Genomic DNA, 18,227 nt, shown 5'->3' with positions numbered 1-18,227 from the left:
TTTGCTATCGCAACTGCCGCTCTATTTCAGTAGCCCCAATATGGTCTCATGCGCCGGGCCTCTTCTGGCGCGCGGTGGCTGGACAAGGATAAGCTGGCGCCCGCTGTCCGCGATAAGATCCTTGAACGGACACATCAGGCTGCCCTGATCCAGCGCATCAGCAACCAATGCCTGATGCCCCATCAGCACACCGGCTCCGGCAATCGCCTGCTGCAGGGCCAGGCTGTAGAGCGAATAGGCTGGGCCGCTATCGGCATTTGGCAGAACCAGTCCGGTGCTCTTGCGCCACTGCGTCCAATCCCCGGCCCAGGTCTGATCCTGCAACAGGGCGACCTGTGACAGGTCTTCCGGATGGTTCAGCCCCGCAGCAACCGCCGGAGCGCAAACCGGAAAGATCCGGTCTCCCTGCAAGACCAGCGCTGCCTCCGGGCGCTCCTCAGGTGAGGCGTAGAAAATCGCAAAATCAAAGAGTTCACGGTTGAGATTTGGAGGTTCCTCCATCGCCGTGACGGAGATTTTCAGATCTGGCAGCGCCCTGCGCAAACGGTCGAGCCGCTGCGGCAACCACAGTTGCGCAATGGAAGGCAGGGCGGCGATATGCAACTCCTGCACCGGTCGTAGCGATCGTAAGGCCTGCGTCGCGGCACCCAGCGCATCAAACGCGTCCACGAAGCTTGGCAACAGCGCCTGCCCCGCCGCGGTCAGCAACACCCCCTGCGGGTTGCGCTGAAACAACGGCGTGCCCGTCCAGTCCTCCAGCGCCTTTACCTGCTGGGACACCGCGCCGGGTGTCACCCCCAGTTCCTGTGCCGCAGCGACGAAACCGTTGAGGCGCGCGGCAGCCTCAAACGCCCGCATCGCGTTCAGAGGTGGACCCTTCGGGCGTGGAGGAGAAACAGACATGGCAACTCGCTTCAGGCTTAGTTTTTCTACGCCAACAAATAGCAAATCTGGTTTGCCCGGTCACGCCCATCGGGCGCAAGGTGAGCACAGACAGAGCTATCCATAGATGGAGGATCAGATGCCCCAAGCGCCCAACAGCTGGCTTCCCGAAGCGAGTATCACCCGGATCGAGGACATCACCCGCGCCATGGCCGGTGCAGCGTCCGATCAATTGCTGGATCGTATCGCGACCCTGGTCGAAGAAAACCGTGTGATCCACGAGAAAGACTGCTTCAACCTCAACCCTGCCACCAATGTGATGAACCCAAAGGCGGAAGGCTTGCTGGCCTCGGGTCTGGGATCGCGGCCGTCGCTGGGGCACCCCGGCGATAAATATGAGATGGGGTTAGAGGCCATTGAGGAAATCGAGGTCATTGCAGCGCGTCTTGCCTGCGAGGTCTTTGATGCGGAGTTTTCAGAAATCCGGGTGCCATCCGGCGCGCTCGCCAATCTCTACGGCTTTATGGCGACCTGCCGCCCCGGCGACACCATCATCGCACCGCCTGCCAGCATCGGTGGACATGTGACCCATCACGCGGCTGAGCTGTGCCGGGCTTTATGGGCTACGCAGTATTGAGGCGCCGGTGCTCGAAGATGGCTATACCGTCGATCTGGAGGCCCTTCAGCAGCTCGCAGAGCGGGAACGCCCCAAGCTGATCACCATCGGCGGCAGTCTCAACCTGTTTGAACATCCCGTTGCAGGCGTGCGTGCGATCGCGGATCAGATTGGCGCCAAAGTCATGTTTGACGCGGCCCATCAATGTGGGATCATTGCCGGGAAGGCCTGGGCCGATCCGCTGGCCGAAGGCGCCCACTTCATGACCATGAGCACCTACAAGAGCCTTGGTGGTCCTGCCGGTGGGCTGATCGTCAGCAACGATGCCGAAATCGCCAAGGCGCTGGACAGCATCGCCTTTCCCGGCATGACGGCGAACTTTGATGTGGCAAAATCCGCAGCCCTCGCGGTGACCCTGCTGGACTGGCGCGATCACGGCCGGGCCTATGCGTCCGAAATGATTGCGATGGCAAAGAGCCTTGCGATGGCGCTGGAGGCAGAAGGCCTGCCGCTGTTCAAAACAGCCGACGGCATCACCATGTCCCATCAGTTTGCGCTGCGCGCCGAGACCTATGGCGGCGGGCAGGCTGCATCGAAGCTACTGAGAAAGAGCGGATTTTTGGCCTGCGGTATCGGCCTGCCCCTGCCTGCGGTTAAGGGCGACATGAACGGTCTGCGGATCGGCACGCCAGAACTGGTGCGCTGGGGCATGACGAGCGAGGATTCCGCTGCACTGGCTGCGCTGGTCGCGGCCGCTTTACGCGGGGAGGCGGTGCTGGATCAGGTTTCGGCTTGGCGGCGGCAATTTGATCAGCTTCATTTCATTCACTGACGTGGCTCCCGATCTCCAAAACGCACCCCCCCCCGAAGCAGATGCTCCGGGGGGTTTGTCTGACTGGACGCTGCCCACCTCCCACAGACGCTTTTGTGGGAAACGGAGCGGAGGCTGGTCAGGCCCAGCTCAGCCTGCGCGGCGCATTAGCCGACGCAGTGATCCATCAAAGGTGGTGGCCAGCGACACCCGCTTGCGGCCGATCTGAGCCTTGGCCGAGATCACCGAAACCAGCAGCGGCGCGCCGCCTTTGCGCATCTGCAGCACAGGCGAGCCGGAGGCGCCGTATTCTACCCGACAGGAGGTCACCAGAGTTTCGCTTCTGGTCGACAGGATCCGGCATCCTTGTTCGCGGGCTGGGCGGGTGGCCTGATTGACAGTGTAGGAGAGCACATCAACACTGTCGCCCGGTATTGGGGCTGCGGCCAATACGAAGGGTCGGATCTGGCTGCCTGCAATCGGACGATCCAGACGCAAGACCGCGATATCGCTGCCCGCTTCGCTGCGGCTGGACCAATTGTGGCGATACCCCGGATGGACGACGGCTTTGACAACACGGCGCGATGCCTTGGCCCGGCGACCATTGAGGCCAGCCTCGAATTTGATGTTTCGGGGATTCACGGCCTGCCCGGTTTGCGGATTATAGAGACAATGCGCAGCTGTCAGCACCAGATTGGGCGCGATCAGACTGCCGGTACACATATTGCGCCCAGCGATGTTGAGCCGCCCGACGGCTTCCCACCCCTGCACGGCCCTGACCCCTGAGGACTGCGCCTCGGCAGAAAGGCTAAAGGTTGTACTTGAAATAATAGCGGCGGCGATAAGCCCGATAATGCGTTTCATGGTCCACTCCTATTTTTCCCACATCGCCATCTTCGGGGTCGGCTGAGGCTGGAATGCGGCTTGGAGTTGTGGAGAGCTGTCAGAAAGGCGCGCAGAATGTGACATGTTTAACAATCAGTTAACGCGCACAGCGACTGCGGTCATAGGACTGCCACAGCACTATATTTTCCTTAACCTCTCTGAACATTTTTAGGGAAATTTCGCTCAAACATCGGAAAAAATGTCATTTTTCCAGCAAGGGTTTCAGTGCGATTTTCCCTGTGGATACAGGCCTGGCGCTGAGATCTGGAAAGGAATCGCGGGGATTAAGGCGGAATTTGGCCCGCCAAGCTGGCAATTGAGGCGAATCCTGTCGGTGCTTTGCCACCGCATAAGTCTTAAGAGATCGCGCTCGGGTCATCGCCGGGTTTTGGGGTCGAAATACCAACCGCCACACCGGGATCCGCCTTGGACAGGGACCTTGCCGCATAGCCTATGCCGGTCCAACACCTATCCAGCGGAGCCAACCCCGCAATCAGAAGGTGATCTGCACAACAAAAAAGCCCCGGTTCTGCAACCGGGGCTTTCTCTTGAAATATCAGGCGCCGTGATCAGGCTGCTGCGGCCTGCTCGCGTTTTTCATCCCGCCCGAAGAAGATCAGATAGAACACAGGCGCGGCCACCAGGGTCAGGACAGTGGCAAAAGCCAGCCCCCCCATGATGGTGATTGCCATCGACACAAAGAAGGCATCGGTCAGCAGCGGTGCCATGCCAAGGATGGTGGTAACCGCCGCCAACATGACCGGGCGCAGACGCGACACGGACGCCTCGACAATGGCCTCGCGCAGCGGTTTTCCTTCCGCCCGGACCAGATCGATTTCCTCAACCAAGACAATACCGTTCTTGATCAGCATGCCAGAGAGGCTGAGCAGACCGAGAAGCGCGGTAAAGGTGAAGGGCATACCAGTTCCAAGGAGGCCAATCACCACCCCGTTCACCGACATCGGCACCAACAGCCAGATGATGATCGGTTGGCGGATCGCATTGAACAGCAGCACCGAAATCAGCACCATAATCAGGATCGTGACCGGCAGCTGCTTGCCAAGGCTGGCATTGGCGTCGGCAGAGTTCTCATGCTCCCCACCCCACTCCATTGTGTAGCCCGCAGGCAGCTGGATCTCCTCAATGGTATCCTTGACCTGCGAGAAAACACTGGCTGCGGTCAGGTCTGCCGGAATGTCTGCACCAACGGTCAGCGTGGGCACACGATCACGGCGATGGACAAGGGTATTTTCAACCACCACGTCAATCCCGTCGACCATCTGCTCAAGCGGCACAAATTTGCCTGCCGCCTCAGAGAACACCAGCTGATCCATCAGATTATATTCACCAACCTCGGCACGGCGCAGAACGATTGGGATCAAGCGATCCCGCTCGCGGAACACACCCGCCCGCAGACCATCGGTGGAGAATTGCAGCGCATCCGCGATAGCCTCCCGCGTGACACCGGCGGTCTGCGCCCGGTCCGTGGCATAAATCGGCTTCAACGTGATTTCCTGCTCGCGCCAGTCCTGACGCACACTCAGAATATCTGGTGTCGCCTGTTTCAGACGCTGCATTGCCTCCTCACCCAGCTGCCGCAGCACCCGGGGGTCAGGCCCGGCGAACCGCACCTCAATCGGGGCGCCACCACCGGGACCAAAGACCAGCCGCTTGGTGCGGAATTCTCCCTCAGGGAAACGCCCCTGACCAAAGGCCTCCAGATCCGCCTGCAGCGCGGGGATCGCCTCAAGGCTGGTGGCCCGGATGATGAGGTGCCCATAGCTGGGGGTTGGATCTTCGGAATCATAGGTCAGCATGAAGCGCGTGGCCCCCTGCCCGACAAATGTGCTCGTCGTTTCCACATCGTCCCGCTCTGCCAGCCATTCCTCAAACACACGCATATGCTGTGAGGTGGTCGTGATCGACGTGCCCTGCGGCAGCTTGTAGTGCACAAAGAACAACGGCGTGTTGGAATTGGGGAAGAACTGCTGCTTCACCTGGCCAAAGCCAATAAAGCACAACACTGTGATCGCGATGAGCCCCGGCACCACAAACCAGCGCAGTGTCAGCGACAGCCGCAGAATCTTGCTGTAGGTGCGGAACAGGATCCCGGAATAGGCATCATGATCGTCACCGCTCCCCTGTTTAAAGAAGTAGTGAGCCAGAAGCGGCGTGGCCGTCAGCGCCAGAAGCCAGCTGAGCAGCAGCGAAATACCAATCACCGCAAACAGCGAGAACATGAACTCACCGGTTGAATCCGGGCTGAGGCCGATACCGGCAAAGGCCATGATGCCAATGACGGTTGCCCCCAGCAGTGGGATCTGGGTTTTCGATGCCGCCTCATGCGCGGCCTCGCGAGAATTCCGCCCGCGCGCCATGGAGATCTGCATACCTTCCGCCACAACGATGGCGTTATCCACCAGCATCCCCATCGCAATGATCAACGCGCCAAGGGAAATCCGCTCCATTTCAATGGAGAAGAAATTCATGAACATCAGCGTTCCGACAACCGTGAGCAACAGCGTGGTGCCCACAACGATGGCGGCCCGCCAGCCCATGAAGACCGCCAGCACGATCACCACGATGCCGACCGACATCGCAAGATTCACCAGAAAGTCATTGGACGCCTGATCTACGACGACATGCTGCTGGTAAATCGGCTTCAGCTCAACACCGTAAGGGATCTGACTGTCCAGCTCAGCCAGACGCGCGTCCACCCGCTGGCCCACCTCAACGATATTTTCTGTCGCCAGACCTGCAACCCCGATGGTAAAGGCCTCAACACCGTCAAAGCGGATGATCTGGGACGGATCATCCACCCGGCCACGATGGACATCGGCCATGTCGATAATATTGATGACCTCGCCCTGAGACCCCACAGTAAGACCCGCAATTTCCGTCACGGAGTCGGAGCCTTCCGGAGCGCTGACGCGCGTCTGCACCGGCCCGTTATCGACTTGGCCCGCAGAACGCACCGAATTGGCCGTGGCCAGAGCGTTCGACACTGCATTGATCGGAATGTTCTGGTTTACGGTGATCGCCATCTTCGGTTCGACAAAGATCGCCTCTTCCGGCAGGCCCGCGATTTCGACATCGGCCACGCCATCCACCGCCAGCAGTTCACGGCGCAGGAAGGTCGCCAGTTCGTGGCGCTCCGCATCAGTGTACCCCTCGGCTGTCACCGCATAGAAGACGCCGAACACATCCCCGAACCCGTCATTGACGAACGGCGCGCTGACCCCCTCAGGCAGTTCGCGTGCCGCGTCTTCGACCTCACTGCGCAGCTTGGTCCAGAGAGCCGGAAGCTCGCTTCCGTCAAAGGTGTCCTGCATCTCAACGTCGATGCGCGAAAGCCCCGGCTGGTTCATTGAGGTGATCTGTTTCACCTCTCCCATCTTCTGGATCGCCGATTCCAGCGGTTCGGAGACTTCTAGTGCCACCTGCTCAGCGCTGGCACCGGGATATTGGGTGATGACCACCGCCTGTTTGATGGTGAAGGCCGGGTCTTCGAGCCGTCCGAGGTTCAGGAACCCCCAGATCCCGCCAAACAGCGCGGCAAGCATGATGAGCCATGTATAAAGCGGCCGATTGATCGACCCGCGTGCAATGTCCATGAGATCCGCCCTCAGTTGGTGAAGCCGGTGAAGCGGCGCACAGCCTCACCATCGGCGAGCGCGCCGCCACCGGTCAGCACGATTTCTTCACCGCCCTGCAGACCGGAGGTGATCTCAATCTGGCCACCATCGGTGGCGGAGGTTTCAACCCTGGTCCAGGTCACGGTGCCCTCATCCCCACCTTTGGGCGAAAACAGCATCACGCCAGGCTCACCATTGGCGGCGGGCACAATTGCGGTCGGTGGAACCACAATGGCTGATAACCCGGTATCCACAGTGACCCGTACGGTCGTGGACGCCCCGGGGAAGACCTGACGGTCCTTTGGCGGGTCCAGGCGGAAGGTCACGCGATAGGTCTGGCCAACACTGCTGGCCTCGGCATCGAATTCCAGAATTTCCAGCGGATATGCGGTATCGCTGTTTGGAAAGGTTGCGGTGATTGTCAGGGCATCATTGTCTTCCCCCTGCTGGAACAGCACTTCAGGCACGTCGACCTCAATATGCAGTTCCGACATGTCGTGCAGGCGCACAACCGGCGCGCCCGCGCTGACAGTGCTGAACAATGCTACTTCACGGCTGGAAACCAGCGCATCAAAAGGGGCGTTCAGAGTTGCATGTTCCAGCGCGTAATCCGCATCCCGCAGGGCAATCCGCGCCAGACCCGCCTGGGTCTCGGCATCGTCGATGGAGACCTGGCTGACGGTGCCAGTCAGTTTTTCCAGACGTGTGACCGTGCGATCTGCCTGTTCCTTCTGCAGCTGCGCCTGACCAAGTTTCAGCTCAAACGGTTCGAGGTCCAGTTCAGCAACCAGCGCCCCCTTCGGCACAAAGGCACCTTCGGTCACCGGAAACTTCACCACCTGACCGCCAACCTGGAACGCCAGATCAACCGTTTCCTTGGCGGCGACCTGACCATAGAACTCGCGGTGGATTGGCATTGCACCGGACTGTGTTTCCATCAGTTTGACCGGTTTCAGGACATCCGCGGCAAGTGCCGGTCCCCCCGCCAACATCAGCGCGGCGATACCGGCGATGACTCTCGAACTCAGCTGCATAAGTTACTCCTTCCGAAGCGGATTCGCGTCCGCCGCTACAACAGTGTCATGGATTTTGGCCGAAAGGGCCGCAAATTGTTGGATTTCGTCCCGATCAAGCCCAGAAATGCGCTGAAACAGCTCAGACATCGCCGCCACCAGGCGATCTCGCTTGATCAGGCCATCTGGCGTTAGTGACAAAAGCCAGGCGCGCCGGTCCTGAGGATCGCGGCTGCGCCGGATCAGCCCTTGCCGTTCCAGACGGTCTGCTGCCGCGGTCACCGAAGAGGGAACGGTCTGCAGCATTCGCGCCAGCTCCCCCATGCGGGATGGGGTCCCAAGACGCACCAGGATGTGACATTCCATCCGGCTCAATTCGGGCATGTCAACGCTGTCTTCGATGCAGGCCTCAATGCGCCAATAAAGCGCAAAAACACCCAACATCGCGCTGACCTCCGGACGGGTCTCACGTGCATGCTGGGCTGTGTCATCGTCAAAAATCTTGTCGGAGTCTCGAATCATTCCGCCACCGCCTTCAGGGGGCATATACTTCAAAATTCGAACTATTCAAGGAGGGAAGTTTCCTGAGGGCCTCAAACCGGCTGCGGCCCCCTGCCTGTGGCGTTGACGTAGGAGCAGCTATTACCATGAGCAATGGCGCCAGACTTGACCTGACAGGGGGAAGATGCCCAGATATGCAGCACTTTTTGAAAACCACCCGAAGGTCCAGCGCATGTTCACACCCGCCATCACCGGCACGGGCGTCTTCACCCCGTCACAGACGATCACCAACGCCGAGCTGGTCGCGGCATTCAATGCCTACGCAGACAAGACCAATGCCGAAAATGCCGAGGCGATTGCCGCTGGCGAGATAGAGCCGTTGGCGCATTCCTCGGAGGAGTTCATCCTCAAGGCTTCCGGCATCGAGCAGCGCTATGTGATGGACAAAAGCGGCGTTCTGGATCCCGAGGTGATGCACCCGCTGTTGCGTCAACGCAGCGATGATGAGCCGTCCATCATGGCAGAGATGGCGCTGGATGCCGCCAAAAAGGCGCTGGCGCAGGCAGGCAAGACCGCTGCCGATGTTGATGCGGTAATCTGCGCGGCCTCCAATATGGAACGCGCCTACCCTGCGTTGGCAATCGAAATTCAGGATCTGTTGGGCATTGAGGGCTTTGCCTTTGACATGAATGTCGCCTGTTCCTCGGCCACCTTTGGCATTCAGGCCGCCGCAGATATGGTGCGGTCGGGGTCAATCCGCGCGGCATTGGTGGTGAACCCGGAGATCTGCTCCGGCCATCTGGAATGGCGCGACCGCGATTGTCACTTCATCTTCGGCGATGTGGCGACAGCGACCCTGATCGAGCGCAGCGAAGACGCAACGGGAGCCTATTTCGAGATCCTGTCGACCCGCTGTGCCACCAGTTTCTCCAACAACATCCGCAACAACAACGGCTACCTGCGCCGCTCCCGCCCGGACGGCGTCGAGGATCGCCGCGACATGCAGTTCATGCAGAACGGGCGTAAGGTGTTTAAGGAAGTGCTGCCGATGGTCAGCCAGCACATCGCCGAGCACATGGAGGCTGAAGGGGTTGCAAACACCGACCTGAAACGGCTCTGGCTGCATCAAGCGAATAAGACGATGAATGATTTCATCGGCAAGAAAGTCCTCGGCCGCACGCCGGAGGCCGGTGAACAGCCCAATATCCTGCAGGATTACGCCAATACATCCTCAGCGGGGTCGATCATCGCTTTCTCGAAATACTCAGACGATCTGGCCGCGGGGGATCTTGGGCTGATCTGTTCGTTTGGGGCAGGCTATTCCGTGGGTTCCGTGATCCTGCGCCGCGTTGCCTGAGCCTTCGCAGGCTCGCCCTGGTAGACGACATGAGCCATAGAAAAAGGGCCTGCCGAGTGTGGCAGGCCCTGTTTTGTAACGGAGCACCTGACGATCCGGGTTATTTCTGCGACACCCGCTGATGCACGGCTTCGACATCTTCAACCCGCTCGGAATAGCGGTCGACCAGGTAATCCTTGCGGCCACGGGTCAGCCAGGTGAATTTCACCAACTCTTCCATCACATCGACAACCCGGCGATAAAACGGACCGTCAGGCAGTCGCTCCCCCTCGCCAAATTCCAGCCAGGCCCGGGGAATGGAGGACTGGTTGGGGATGGTGATCATCCGCATCCAGCGGCCCAGAATGCGCATCTGATTGACCGCATTGAAGGATTGCGACCCACCAGAGACCTGCATCACCGCCAGCGTCTTGCCCTGCGTGGTGCGGATGCCGCCCTTCAGCGACAGCGGCAGCCAGTCGATCTGTGTCTTCATAATGCCGGTCATTGCGCCATGGCGTTCGGGGCTGGACCAGACCATGCCATCGCTCCAGACCGCCAGATCACGCAGTTCGGTGACCTTGGGATGTCCCTCGGATCCTTCGTCATCCGGCAGGGGCAATCCGCTCGGATCAAAGATCCGCGTCTCACAACCCAGCGCGCGCAGGATCCGCGCAGCCTCCTCGGCGACTTTTCGTGAATAGCTTACAGACCGCAACGACCCGTAAAGGAGCAGAATGCGCGGTGGATGCTGCGGATCGTCCGCCGCTGCCAGACCAGCAACATCAATCTGCGGCAATGCAGCGTCAACGAGCGCAGGCAGATCCTCGGCCGCTCGTGTTTCAGGCGTCGCGGCCTTCCCCGTTGACATCTCAGCCACTCTCTTCTTCCAGATGCAGTTTCATATCCAGCAGCACCTGCTGCAACATCACCGTTTCGCGCAGCAGTCGCTTGGCCTCGTTGATGGTGATAATTCCATCGGCCATCGCCTCCTGATACTCACTCATCAAGGTGGCGAAACGCTGGCTCAGTGCAATCACATCGGCATTGACGCCACCGCTGCGGGCCTCTGACGCCGCGCTTGCCTCACAATACGACAGGGTGATGTTCTTCAGATCCGCCAGACCAGAGGTCACATGCGGAAAGGAGGCCGCCGCCTCAAGCTTGGCCACCGCATCAACCGGCATGAAGCGATCGGCGTGTTCGGCATTATCCGAGTAATACCGGCCAAGCGTCGCCTTGGATTTCCCTGTGATCTGGCAGGCCGCCTCGATCCCCACATCCTTGACCAGCGCCTCGGTGTGTTTTTTTAGATAAGTACCTATGTCTGCCATATAAATTCTACCTGCATATGACCGCTTCCCCATTGGGGAAGAAACGCGTTAATTTCCCATTCACGACACTTAAAGGAAATGCGAACCTATTTCTATCCCTAAGGTTTTAAGGGACTTACAGCGCTGATCCAGGTCTTACGACAGGGAAATGTGTTGGGGGCGGAGGCGTGTTTCGTGGGCTTTCGCTGGTGGGCAATTTCCGTCCAGTTTGCGCCCTGCCGCGGGTGTCGTGTGGTTCGTTTCTCGGGTTGTTTCGCCTCGGACCGACATCTGCGTGCAGGGTGCTTCATGGATGGCTCACCCAAGCCCGCCCTACCATTCCACATCTGGCCGCATCTGGTGAAGAAAACCGTTTCCTCCAGGGGGCACTGCGGCTAAATCAGCCCCATGGCCAAGCTTTACTTTCATTACTCCACCATGAATGCTAGGCAAATCGACGGTGCTCTTGCAAGCCTCGCATAACTACCGCGAGAACAATATGGACACCTATCTGCTGACTGCGGCGTTGGATGACCGCGCCGGTCAGGGGCGGATTGCCTCCCGCATCGGGATCGGCGCCGAGGCGGATATGTTTCGCCCTGGCGAGAACCTGTTTGACAAGGTGGCCAACCGTCTGTCGACGGGCCCGGTCGCCAGTATCTTTGTCGATGAGGCGCAGTTTCTGTCGCCGGATCAGGTCTGGGATCTGGCACGGGTGGTGGATGATCTGCGGGTGCCGGTCCTGTGCTACGGGCTCAGGGTCGATTTTCAGGGCAAGCTGTTTCCGGGATCGGCGACGCTGCTGGCGCTGGCTGATGAAATGCGCGAGGTGCGCACCATCTGTCACTGCGGCAAGAAAGCAACCATGGTGATCCGGCAGGATGATCAGGGGCGGACCATCACCGAAGGGGCCCAGGTGCAGATCGGCGGCAATGAAACATATGTGTCGCTCTGCCGTCGCCACTGGCGACAGGCCACGGGCGACCTGCCTGCGGAGACGTCTGACTGACGCACTCAGACCAAAACTATGGCGGGGCGCATACTCTCCGCGCCCTGACCTTTGCGCTTTATCAAACCGGCGAAATCAGCGGCTTCCCAGCGAGGAAGGCCGCCACATTGTCCAGCGCCAGATGTCCCATATCGCTGCGCACCTCTTCCGTGGCTGTGCCCAGATGCGGCAGGAGCGTGACCTGCTCCATCTGCCGCAGCGCCAATGGCACCTCTGGTTCGAACTCATAGACATCCAGCCCGGCCCCGGCGATCTGCCCCGTCTGAAGGGCCGAAATCAGCGCCGCCTCATCCATGACCTCGCCACGGGCGATATTGATCAACAGCGCCTCAGGCCGCATCGCCGCCAGAACCTCCGCATTGATCAGATGCCGGGTCTCGGCACCGCCCGGTACTGCCAGCACCAGCACATCGACACTTGCCGCCAAGGCAGTCAGGCTGTCGGCCCGGGTCGCCGGAAAGCCCGGTGATTTTTCACTGCGCGCCAGATAGCTGACCGACATGCCAAAACCGAAGTGACAGCGCCGCGCGATGGCCTCACCAATGCGACCGAAGCCGACGATACCCACATGTTTGCCGGTCAGATGCAGCCCCAGCATCTGGGTTGGATGCCAGCCTTGCCATTGACCGGAGCGGACCAGTCGCTCCCCCTCGCCCGCCCGACGCGCGGTCATCAGCATCAGCGTCAGCGCGGTATCAGCGGTGGCATCGGTGACCGCGCCCGGTGTGTTGCTGACCGCAACGCCCGCAGTTTTCGCGGCGTCGACGTCAATGTGATTGTAGCCGACGCCAAAATTGGCCAGCAGCCTGCACCGAGGCGCAGGGGTGTCGGCAAAACTCGCCGCGTCGAACTGATCGCCAAGGGTGGGCATCACGATATCAAACTCACGCAGCGCCCGCTGGCGCTCCTCGGCACTCAGTGGTGTTGTCTCCTGCCGGATCTCAACATCGAATTCCGAGCGGGCACGCGCCTCAACAGCCGCGGTCATCGGGCGGGTAATCCAGAGTTTCCCGCTCAATGCATCCGCCCCCCAAGTGGTACAGCCCCATCCGGGCCGATCAACATGATTTCGCCCGCCTCATCCGGCAGCCCCAGAACCAGCACTTCTGATATGAATTTGCCGATCTGCCGGGGCGGAAAATTGACCACCGCCATCACCTGTCTGCCCAAGAGTTTTTCCGGGGTGTAATGTGCGGTGACCTGCGCCGAGGTTTTCTTGACGCCGATCTCGTCGCCGAAATCCACCCACATCTTGATCGCGGGTTTGCGGGCCTCGGGGTAGTCCTCAGCGCGCACAACCTCGCCGACGCGGATATCAACCTTCAGAAAATCGTCGAAACTGATGTTATCCACGCGACAGCTCCTTTGACCGGTGGGAGGCCGCCGCAACCGCCCGCCGCAGCAAGGGTGGGAAGCCGTTGTCCGCGTCCATCAGCACCTCCAATGCGGCCTGTGTGGTGCCATTGGGGCTGGTCACATTGACGCGCAGCTCTGCTGGGGTTTCCTCTGCTGCTTCCGCCAGCGCGCCTGCGCCCGCCACCGTGGCCTTGGCCAGCTGCATGGCAAGATCCGCCGGAAGCCCCTCGGCCTCGCCTGCTGCCGCAAGGGTTTCAATCAGGTGAAAGACATAAGCCGGACCGGAGCCGCTGACCCCGGTGACAGCGTCCATCTGTGCCTCAGTTTCCAGCCGGACAGTCTGACCAATTGCCTGCAGCAACGTCTCCGCGCGGATCACGTCCTCCGCAGAGGCGCAGGCGTTACCGACGATCGCGGTGATGCCGCGCCCAACCGCAGCCGGTGTGTTCGGCATCGCCCGCACAACCGGCGTTTTGGCGCCAAGCAGGCTTTCGTAGGTGGCGATTGAAGTCCCGGCAGCCACGGAAATAAACAGCGTCTCACCATTGCCGAGCTGTTGTAGCTGCGGCAGAGCCTCGCCCATCATCTGTGGCTTGACCGCGATCAACACGATCCCCGGCACATCTGCACCAGCCTCAGGCAGCGGCGCATTGATGTGAACACCAGTCTGACGCAACCAATCGGACGGGTTGGGGTCGATCACCCAGACAGCCTCCGGGGATACCCCCCGGTCAAGCCAGCCCGCCAACATAGCCGAGCCCATCTTGCCGCAGCCCAAAAGCGCGATGCCGCGCGCTGCGATCTCTGATACCTGCATCTTTCCCCTCCCCTGATCGGATCTCCGGCCCCATGCGGGACCCGGTTCGGGGAAAGGTTTACGCGCGCCCGTAAGCCTCTGCAATGGCGACCTGAAGCGCGTCGCGCGGCGACTGCCCGCCCCAGACCATCAGCTGGATGGCCGGATAGTAGCGTTCGCAATTGGCGACAGCGGAGTTGATCATCGTGTCGATCTGCTCCGGGCTGGCCACCTGCCCCCCGGTCAGCACCAACCCATAACGATAAAGCATCAGCTTATGGTCGGCCCAGAAGGTGAAACCGTCAGCCCAGCACTGATCATTCATCTCGTTGATCAGCTCATAGAGCCTTGGCAGCTGGTCCTTTGGCGGTTCCATCTCAAAGCTGCACACCATCCGCAGGGTTTCTTCATAGCCGGACCACGCCAGTGTCAGCGAATAGGTTCGCCACTGACCTTCCACCGCCATCGCAATCTGATCGTCGCCGATGCGGTCGAAATCCCAATCATGGTCCGAGGCCAGATGTTCGACGATGTCGATAGGGTGAATTTCGTCTTCCAGAAAATGTTCGGAAAGAGCCATGTTGCCACCTCTCTGATCTCTAGCAAAAGAGATGCGGGGCACCCCCAATTGCTAGCGGCCTGCTCAATAAGGAGAGGAGACTTTCCTCTTCTCCTACTAGATATGGTGGAGGCCGCGAGAGAGTCTGGCAACCCTTTATTTGGGGATAACTGCAATAAGTTGTGGACGAACCGCCCATAGCCTCAAAATATCGTGACAGCGCCGTGAGTTTGAGATCGGACGCGGTTGCAGGCATCAAGATCGCGCACTGCGCCCCACATACCGGCAGAAGAATGGCGCACAGCCCAGACGGGGCCGTGCGCCAATGAATGTTGCAGATCGGATATTTTCAGCCATTACCTGGGTGTGTCCCCCAGGAACAGCACCGGGAGAGCGTCAGCCGGATTTGCCCGCTTCCAGCGCATCAAGCCGCGCTTTCAGTGCCTCATTCTCCTCGCGGGCTTTCTGCGCCATGGCGCGCACCGCGTCGAACTCCTCACGGGTCACGAAATCGCGATCCGCCAGCCAACGGTCGATCAACCCCTTCATCGCCGTCTCTGCCTCTTCCCGCGCGCCATGGGCCACGCCCATGGCATTGGTCATCAGCTGAGAAATATCATCCATGATCTTGTTGCGCGTCTGCATTGTCTTCTCCATGTCTGCCTTGCCCCCTATATGGGCATCAACACCGGCGGCGGCAAGCCGTTGACACTGCAGCCCCTGCAAAGGCATTGACGGCATATGCACGCATTCTTCCTCCAGTTCCCCGATCTGACCCCGGAAATTTTCACAATTGAGCTGTTTGGCAGCCAATTCGCTCTGCGCTGGTATGCGCTGGCCTACATCGTTGGCATTGTCATTGCCTGGCGGCTGGCGGTGGCGGCGCTGCGACGCCCCGCCCTTTGGCCCGGCGTGCAGCCGCCAATGAAAGCGGCACAGGTTGAGGATTTGCTGACCTGGATCATCCTCGGCGTCATCCTGGGCGGGCGGCTGGGCTATGTGCTGTTTTATCAGCCGGGCTATTACCTTGCGAACCCGACAGAAATTCTGCGAATCTGGCAGGGGGGCATGGCGTTTCATGGCGGCCTGATCGGCGTGATTCTGGCGACTTGGCTTTACGCGCTGCGCCACAATATCCCGCGCCTGCAGATTGCCGATCTGGTGGCCCATACGGTGCCGCCGGGGCTGCTGCTGGGGCGGCTTGCAAATTTCAACAATGCCGAACTTTGGGGCCGGGCAACTGATCTGCCGTGGGGCGTGGCCTTTCCGGGGCGTGCAGCGCAGTCCTGCGGTCAGGCGCTGGGGGAGATCTGCGCGCGCCACCCCTCGCAACTTTATGAGGCGCTGCTGGAAGGGTTGATCCTCGGCGCGGTTCTCCTGTGGCTGGTCTACCGGCGCGCTGCGCTGCGCCAGCCCGGCTGGATCACCGGCGTGTTTCTTGCAGGCTATGGTGCGGCGCGATTTGCGGTCGAATTTGTACGCCAACCGGATGCGCAATTCGTAACAGCCGAGAACCCGCTTGGCCTCGCCTGGGAGATCAGCGGATATGGGCTGACCATGGGGCAGCTGTTGTCCTTGCCGATGATTGCCATCGGTGTCTTTTTGGTACTGCGCCGCCGCTCCACCACCGAGGTCCCCGCATGAGCCTGAGCGACCACATCGCGACCCGCATCCGCGCCGAGGGACCGATTTCGGTTGCGGACTACATGGCGGAGGCGCTGCTGCACCCGACCTATGGCTATTACACAGCCCGCGACCCGCTGGGCCGCGCGGGCGATTTCATCACCGCGCCGGAGATCAGCCAGATGTTCGGAGAGCTGATCGGGCTGGCATTGGCGCAATGCTGGCAGGATCAGGGCAGCCCTAACCCGTTTATTCTGGCCGAGCTTGGCCCCGGTCGCGGCACATTGATGGCGGATCTGCTGCGCGCCACCAAACAGGTGCCGGGGTTCCACGACGCCATGCAAATCGCGCTCCTCGAGGCCTCCCCCACCCTGCGCGCACGGCAGGCGGAGACCTTGAGCGGTTACGCTCCTCTTTGGCACGACACCATCACAGCGCTGCCGGAGCAGCCGCTGTTTCTGATCGCAAATGAATTCTTCGATGCGCTGCCGGTGCGTCAATTTCTGCGAGATGGCAACGGCTGGCGCGAAAAATCCGTCGGGCTGCAGGACGGCATGCTGAGCTTTGGCCTTGGCGCGGTGACACCGCAACCGGCGCTGGCGCATCGTCTTGAGGACACCCGCGATAATGATCTGGTGGAACTCTGCGAAGCAGCGCAGCCCATGGTGCAGACCATCGCCGCCCGGATTGCAAGTCACGGCGGTGCGGCGCTGATCGTGGACTATGGCGACTGGCGCTCCCTGGGGGATACGCTGCAGGCCTTGCGCGCCCATGCACCAAGCGACCCGCTGGACGCCCCCGGCAGCGCCGATCTGACCACCCATGTTGATTTTGAGGCACTGGCGCTGACCGCGAAGGCCGCCGGTTGCAGCCATAGTCGGCTGACCCCACAGGGCGTGTTTCTGGAGCGTCTGGGCATCACCGATCGCGCGCAGACGCTGGCCGCGCGGCTGGAGGGGGAACGCCCTGCAATCTTTGATTGCTGCACATCGGCGGTTGACGCACCCTGAGGAAATGGGAAACCTGTTCAAAGTGCTGGGGATTTTCCCCATGCAGGCCTCACCTCCACCGGGATTGAACGCATGACGCTGGAAATTCTCATCTCCGATTTGTTGAATGGCACCAAACACGGGTTTTTCACCCGTCGCGGTGGCGCGTCTTCAGGGATCTTTGCGGGGCTGAACTGCGGGCTTGGTTCGTCCGATCAGCGGGAAGCCGTGCAGATCAACCGGACCCGAGCTGCCGCCGCGATGGACGCACCGCCGGAGGCGCTCGGCCGGGTCAATCAGGTGCATTCGGCCAATGTCCTGACCATCTCCGATGTGCGACAAGACAATATTCAGGGCGACATTCAGGCCGACGCGATGGTCACGAATGTGCCCGGTGTGGTGCTGTCCATCCTGACCGCTGATTGCCAGCCGGTGCTGTTCCACGACGCCGAGGCAAAGGTGGTCGGCGCCGCCCATGCGGGCTGGCGCGGCACGCTGGACGGCGTTCTGGAAGCCACCTTGGATGCCATGGAACAGCTGGGGGCGAGCCGTCAAAACACCCGCGCGGTTATCGGCCCCTCGATCTCGCAGCGCGCCTATGAGGTCGGCCCGGAGTTCTTTGATGACTTCATGATGCAGGATGCGGACAATGCCCGGTTTTTTGCCAATGGCGAGGGCGACCGGTATCTCTTTGACCTGCCATCGCTGGGCCTGCAAAAACTCCGCAGCGCAGGCGTGACAGAGGCGGCCTGGACCGGTCATTGCACCTATTCCGACCCGGAACGGTTCTACTCCTACCGCCGTGCGACCCACCAGAAAGAGGCAGACTATGGTCGCCTGATTTCCTGTATCCGCCTGTAATCACCGCGGCCATCATCATGTGACACAACATTGAATTCCCGT

At 60.5% G+C, this 18,227-nt stretch carries 15 protein-coding genes and 3 pseudogenes; 6 read left to right on the top strand and 12 right to left on the bottom strand.

The features are described from left to right. Window positions 1–21 precede the first annotated feature (21 nt). Complete coding sequence (locus L0Z65_RS02125; RefSeq protein WP_405110346.1) at window positions 22–903, bottom strand: LysR family transcriptional regulator; 882 nt, start codon at window positions 901–903, stop codon at window positions 22–24. A gap of 118 nt (window positions 904–1,021) precedes the next feature. On the opposite strand from L0Z65_RS02125, the pseudogene glyA reads away from it, so the two are divergent. Beyond that, window positions 1,022–2,330 (top strand): annotated as a pseudogene (gene glyA, locus L0Z65_RS02120) (serine hydroxymethyltransferase). Between the two features lie 129 nt (window positions 2,331–2,459). On the opposite strand, the gene L0Z65_RS02115 reads toward glyA, so the two are convergent. From L0Z65_RS02115 to L0Z65_RS02100, 4 genes are all read right to left on the bottom strand, one after another. Beyond that, a complete protein-coding gene (locus tag L0Z65_RS02115; protein ID WP_405110343.1) occupies window positions 2,460–3,173 on the bottom strand; it encodes a trypsin-like serine peptidase in 714 nt (237 codons plus the stop codon). 590 nt (window positions 3,174–3,763) lie between these two features. Then, window positions 3,764–6,808, bottom strand: coding sequence for an efflux RND transporter permease subunit (locus L0Z65_RS02110; RefSeq protein ID WP_405110340.1), 3,045 nt, complete (start codon window positions 6,806–6,808; stop codon window positions 3,764–3,766). A gap of 11 nt (window positions 6,809–6,819) precedes the next feature. Beyond that, the gene (locus tag L0Z65_RS02105) at window positions 6,820–7,863 is read right to left on the bottom strand and encodes an efflux RND transporter periplasmic adaptor subunit (RefSeq protein ID WP_096871904.1); all 1,044 of its coding nucleotides are present in this window, start codon (window positions 7,861–7,863) and stop codon (window positions 6,820–6,822) included. Between the two features lie 3 nt (window positions 7,864–7,866). Continuing rightward, the gene (locus L0Z65_RS02100) at window positions 7,867–8,364 is read right to left on the bottom strand and encodes a MarR family winged helix-turn-helix transcriptional regulator (RefSeq protein ID WP_096873176.1); all 498 of its coding nucleotides are present in this window, start codon (window positions 8,362–8,364) and stop codon (window positions 7,867–7,869) included. A gap of 211 nt (window positions 8,365–8,575) precedes the next feature. Here L0Z65_RS02100 and L0Z65_RS02095 point away from each other — a divergent pair, with 211 nt between their 5' ends. Then, window positions 8,576–9,700: a beta-ketoacyl-ACP synthase III gene (locus L0Z65_RS02095; RefSeq protein WP_405110336.1), complete on the top strand. Its 1,125-nt coding sequence runs from the start codon at window positions 8,576–8,578 to the stop codon at window positions 9,698–9,700. Between the two features lie 100 nt (window positions 9,701–9,800). On the opposite strand, the gene arsH is transcribed toward L0Z65_RS02095, so the two are convergent. Next, window positions 9,801–10,550, bottom strand: a complete 750-nt coding sequence (arsH, locus tag L0Z65_RS02090) for an arsenical resistance protein ArsH (protein ID WP_405110333.1) — start codon at window positions 10,548–10,550, stop codon at window positions 9,801–9,803. A 1-nt stretch (window position 10,551) separates the two neighbouring features. Beyond that, window positions 10,552–11,013, bottom strand: a complete 462-nt coding sequence (locus L0Z65_RS02085) for a hypothetical protein (protein WP_040173954.1) — start codon at window positions 11,011–11,013, stop codon at window positions 10,552–10,554. 387 nt (window positions 11,014–11,400) lie between these two features. On the opposite strand from L0Z65_RS02085, the pseudogene L0Z65_RS02080 reads away from it, so the two are divergent. Further along, a pseudogene (locus tag L0Z65_RS02080) lies at window positions 11,401–12,001 on the top strand (thymidine kinase). 61 nt (window positions 12,002–12,062) lie between these two features. On the opposite strand, the gene L0Z65_RS02075 reads toward L0Z65_RS02080, so the two are convergent. The 5 genes from L0Z65_RS02075 to L0Z65_RS02055 all read right to left on the bottom strand — a co-directional run bounded on the left by L0Z65_RS02075 (window position 12,063) and on the right by L0Z65_RS02055 (window position 15,357). Further along, entirely contained in the window at window positions 12,063–12,989 is a 927-nt protein-coding gene (locus L0Z65_RS02075; RefSeq protein WP_405112429.1) for a 2-hydroxyacid dehydrogenase, read from the bottom strand. Between the two features lie 26 nt (window positions 12,990–13,015). Then, window positions 13,016–13,354 carry a tRNA-binding protein gene (locus tag L0Z65_RS02070; protein WP_405110329.1) on the bottom strand — a complete coding sequence of 113 codons (339 nt, stop codon included), beginning with the start codon at window positions 13,352–13,354 and terminating at the stop codon, window positions 13,016–13,018. Beyond that, window positions 13,347–14,174 carry a pyrroline-5-carboxylate reductase gene (gene proC, locus L0Z65_RS02065; RefSeq protein WP_405110326.1) on the bottom strand — a complete coding sequence of 276 codons (828 nt, stop codon included), beginning with the start codon at window positions 14,172–14,174 and terminating at the stop codon, window positions 13,347–13,349. The genes L0Z65_RS02070 and proC overlap by 8 nt, the downstream gene beginning before the upstream one ends. Window positions 14,175–14,232: 58 nt before the next feature. Next, on the bottom strand, window positions 14,233–14,733 hold the full coding sequence (locus L0Z65_RS02060) for a YbjN domain-containing protein (RefSeq protein ID WP_405110323.1): 501 nt from the start codon (window positions 14,731–14,733) through the stop codon (window positions 14,233–14,235). 375 nt (window positions 14,734–15,108) lie between these two features. Further along, window positions 15,109–15,357 carry an accessory factor UbiK family protein gene (locus L0Z65_RS02055; protein ID WP_040180341.1) on the bottom strand — a complete coding sequence of 83 codons (249 nt, stop codon included), beginning with the start codon at window positions 15,355–15,357 and terminating at the stop codon, window positions 15,109–15,111. A 96-nt stretch (window positions 15,358–15,453) separates the two neighbouring features. On the opposite strand from L0Z65_RS02055, the gene lgt reads away from it, so the two are divergent. The 3 genes and pseudogenes from lgt to pgeF all read left to right on the top strand — a co-directional run bounded on the left by lgt (window position 15,454) and on the right by pgeF (window position 18,185). Beyond that, entirely contained in the window at window positions 15,454–16,356 is a 903-nt protein-coding gene (gene lgt / locus L0Z65_RS02050) for a prolipoprotein diacylglyceryl transferase (protein WP_405110320.1), read from the top strand. Continuing rightward, window positions 16,353–17,421: pseudogene (locus L0Z65_RS02045) on the top strand (class I SAM-dependent methyltransferase). Before lgt ends, L0Z65_RS02045 begins: the two are co-directional and overlap by 4 nt. After that, the gene (gene pgeF, locus L0Z65_RS02040) at window positions 17,418–18,185 is read left to right on the top strand and encodes a peptidoglycan editing factor PgeF (protein WP_405110317.1); all 768 of its coding nucleotides are present in this window, start codon (window positions 17,418–17,420) and stop codon (window positions 18,183–18,185) included. Before L0Z65_RS02045 ends, pgeF begins: the two are co-directional and overlap by 4 nt. The last annotated feature ends 42 nt before the right edge of the window (window positions 18,186–18,227 follow it).

This window comes from Phaeobacter sp. BS52, assembly GCF_045040595.1.
GTDB lineage: Bacteria > Pseudomonadota > Alphaproteobacteria > Rhodobacterales > Rhodobacteraceae > Phaeobacter > Phaeobacter piscinae.
This window is presented reverse-complemented; position numbering and strand designations above follow the sequence as displayed.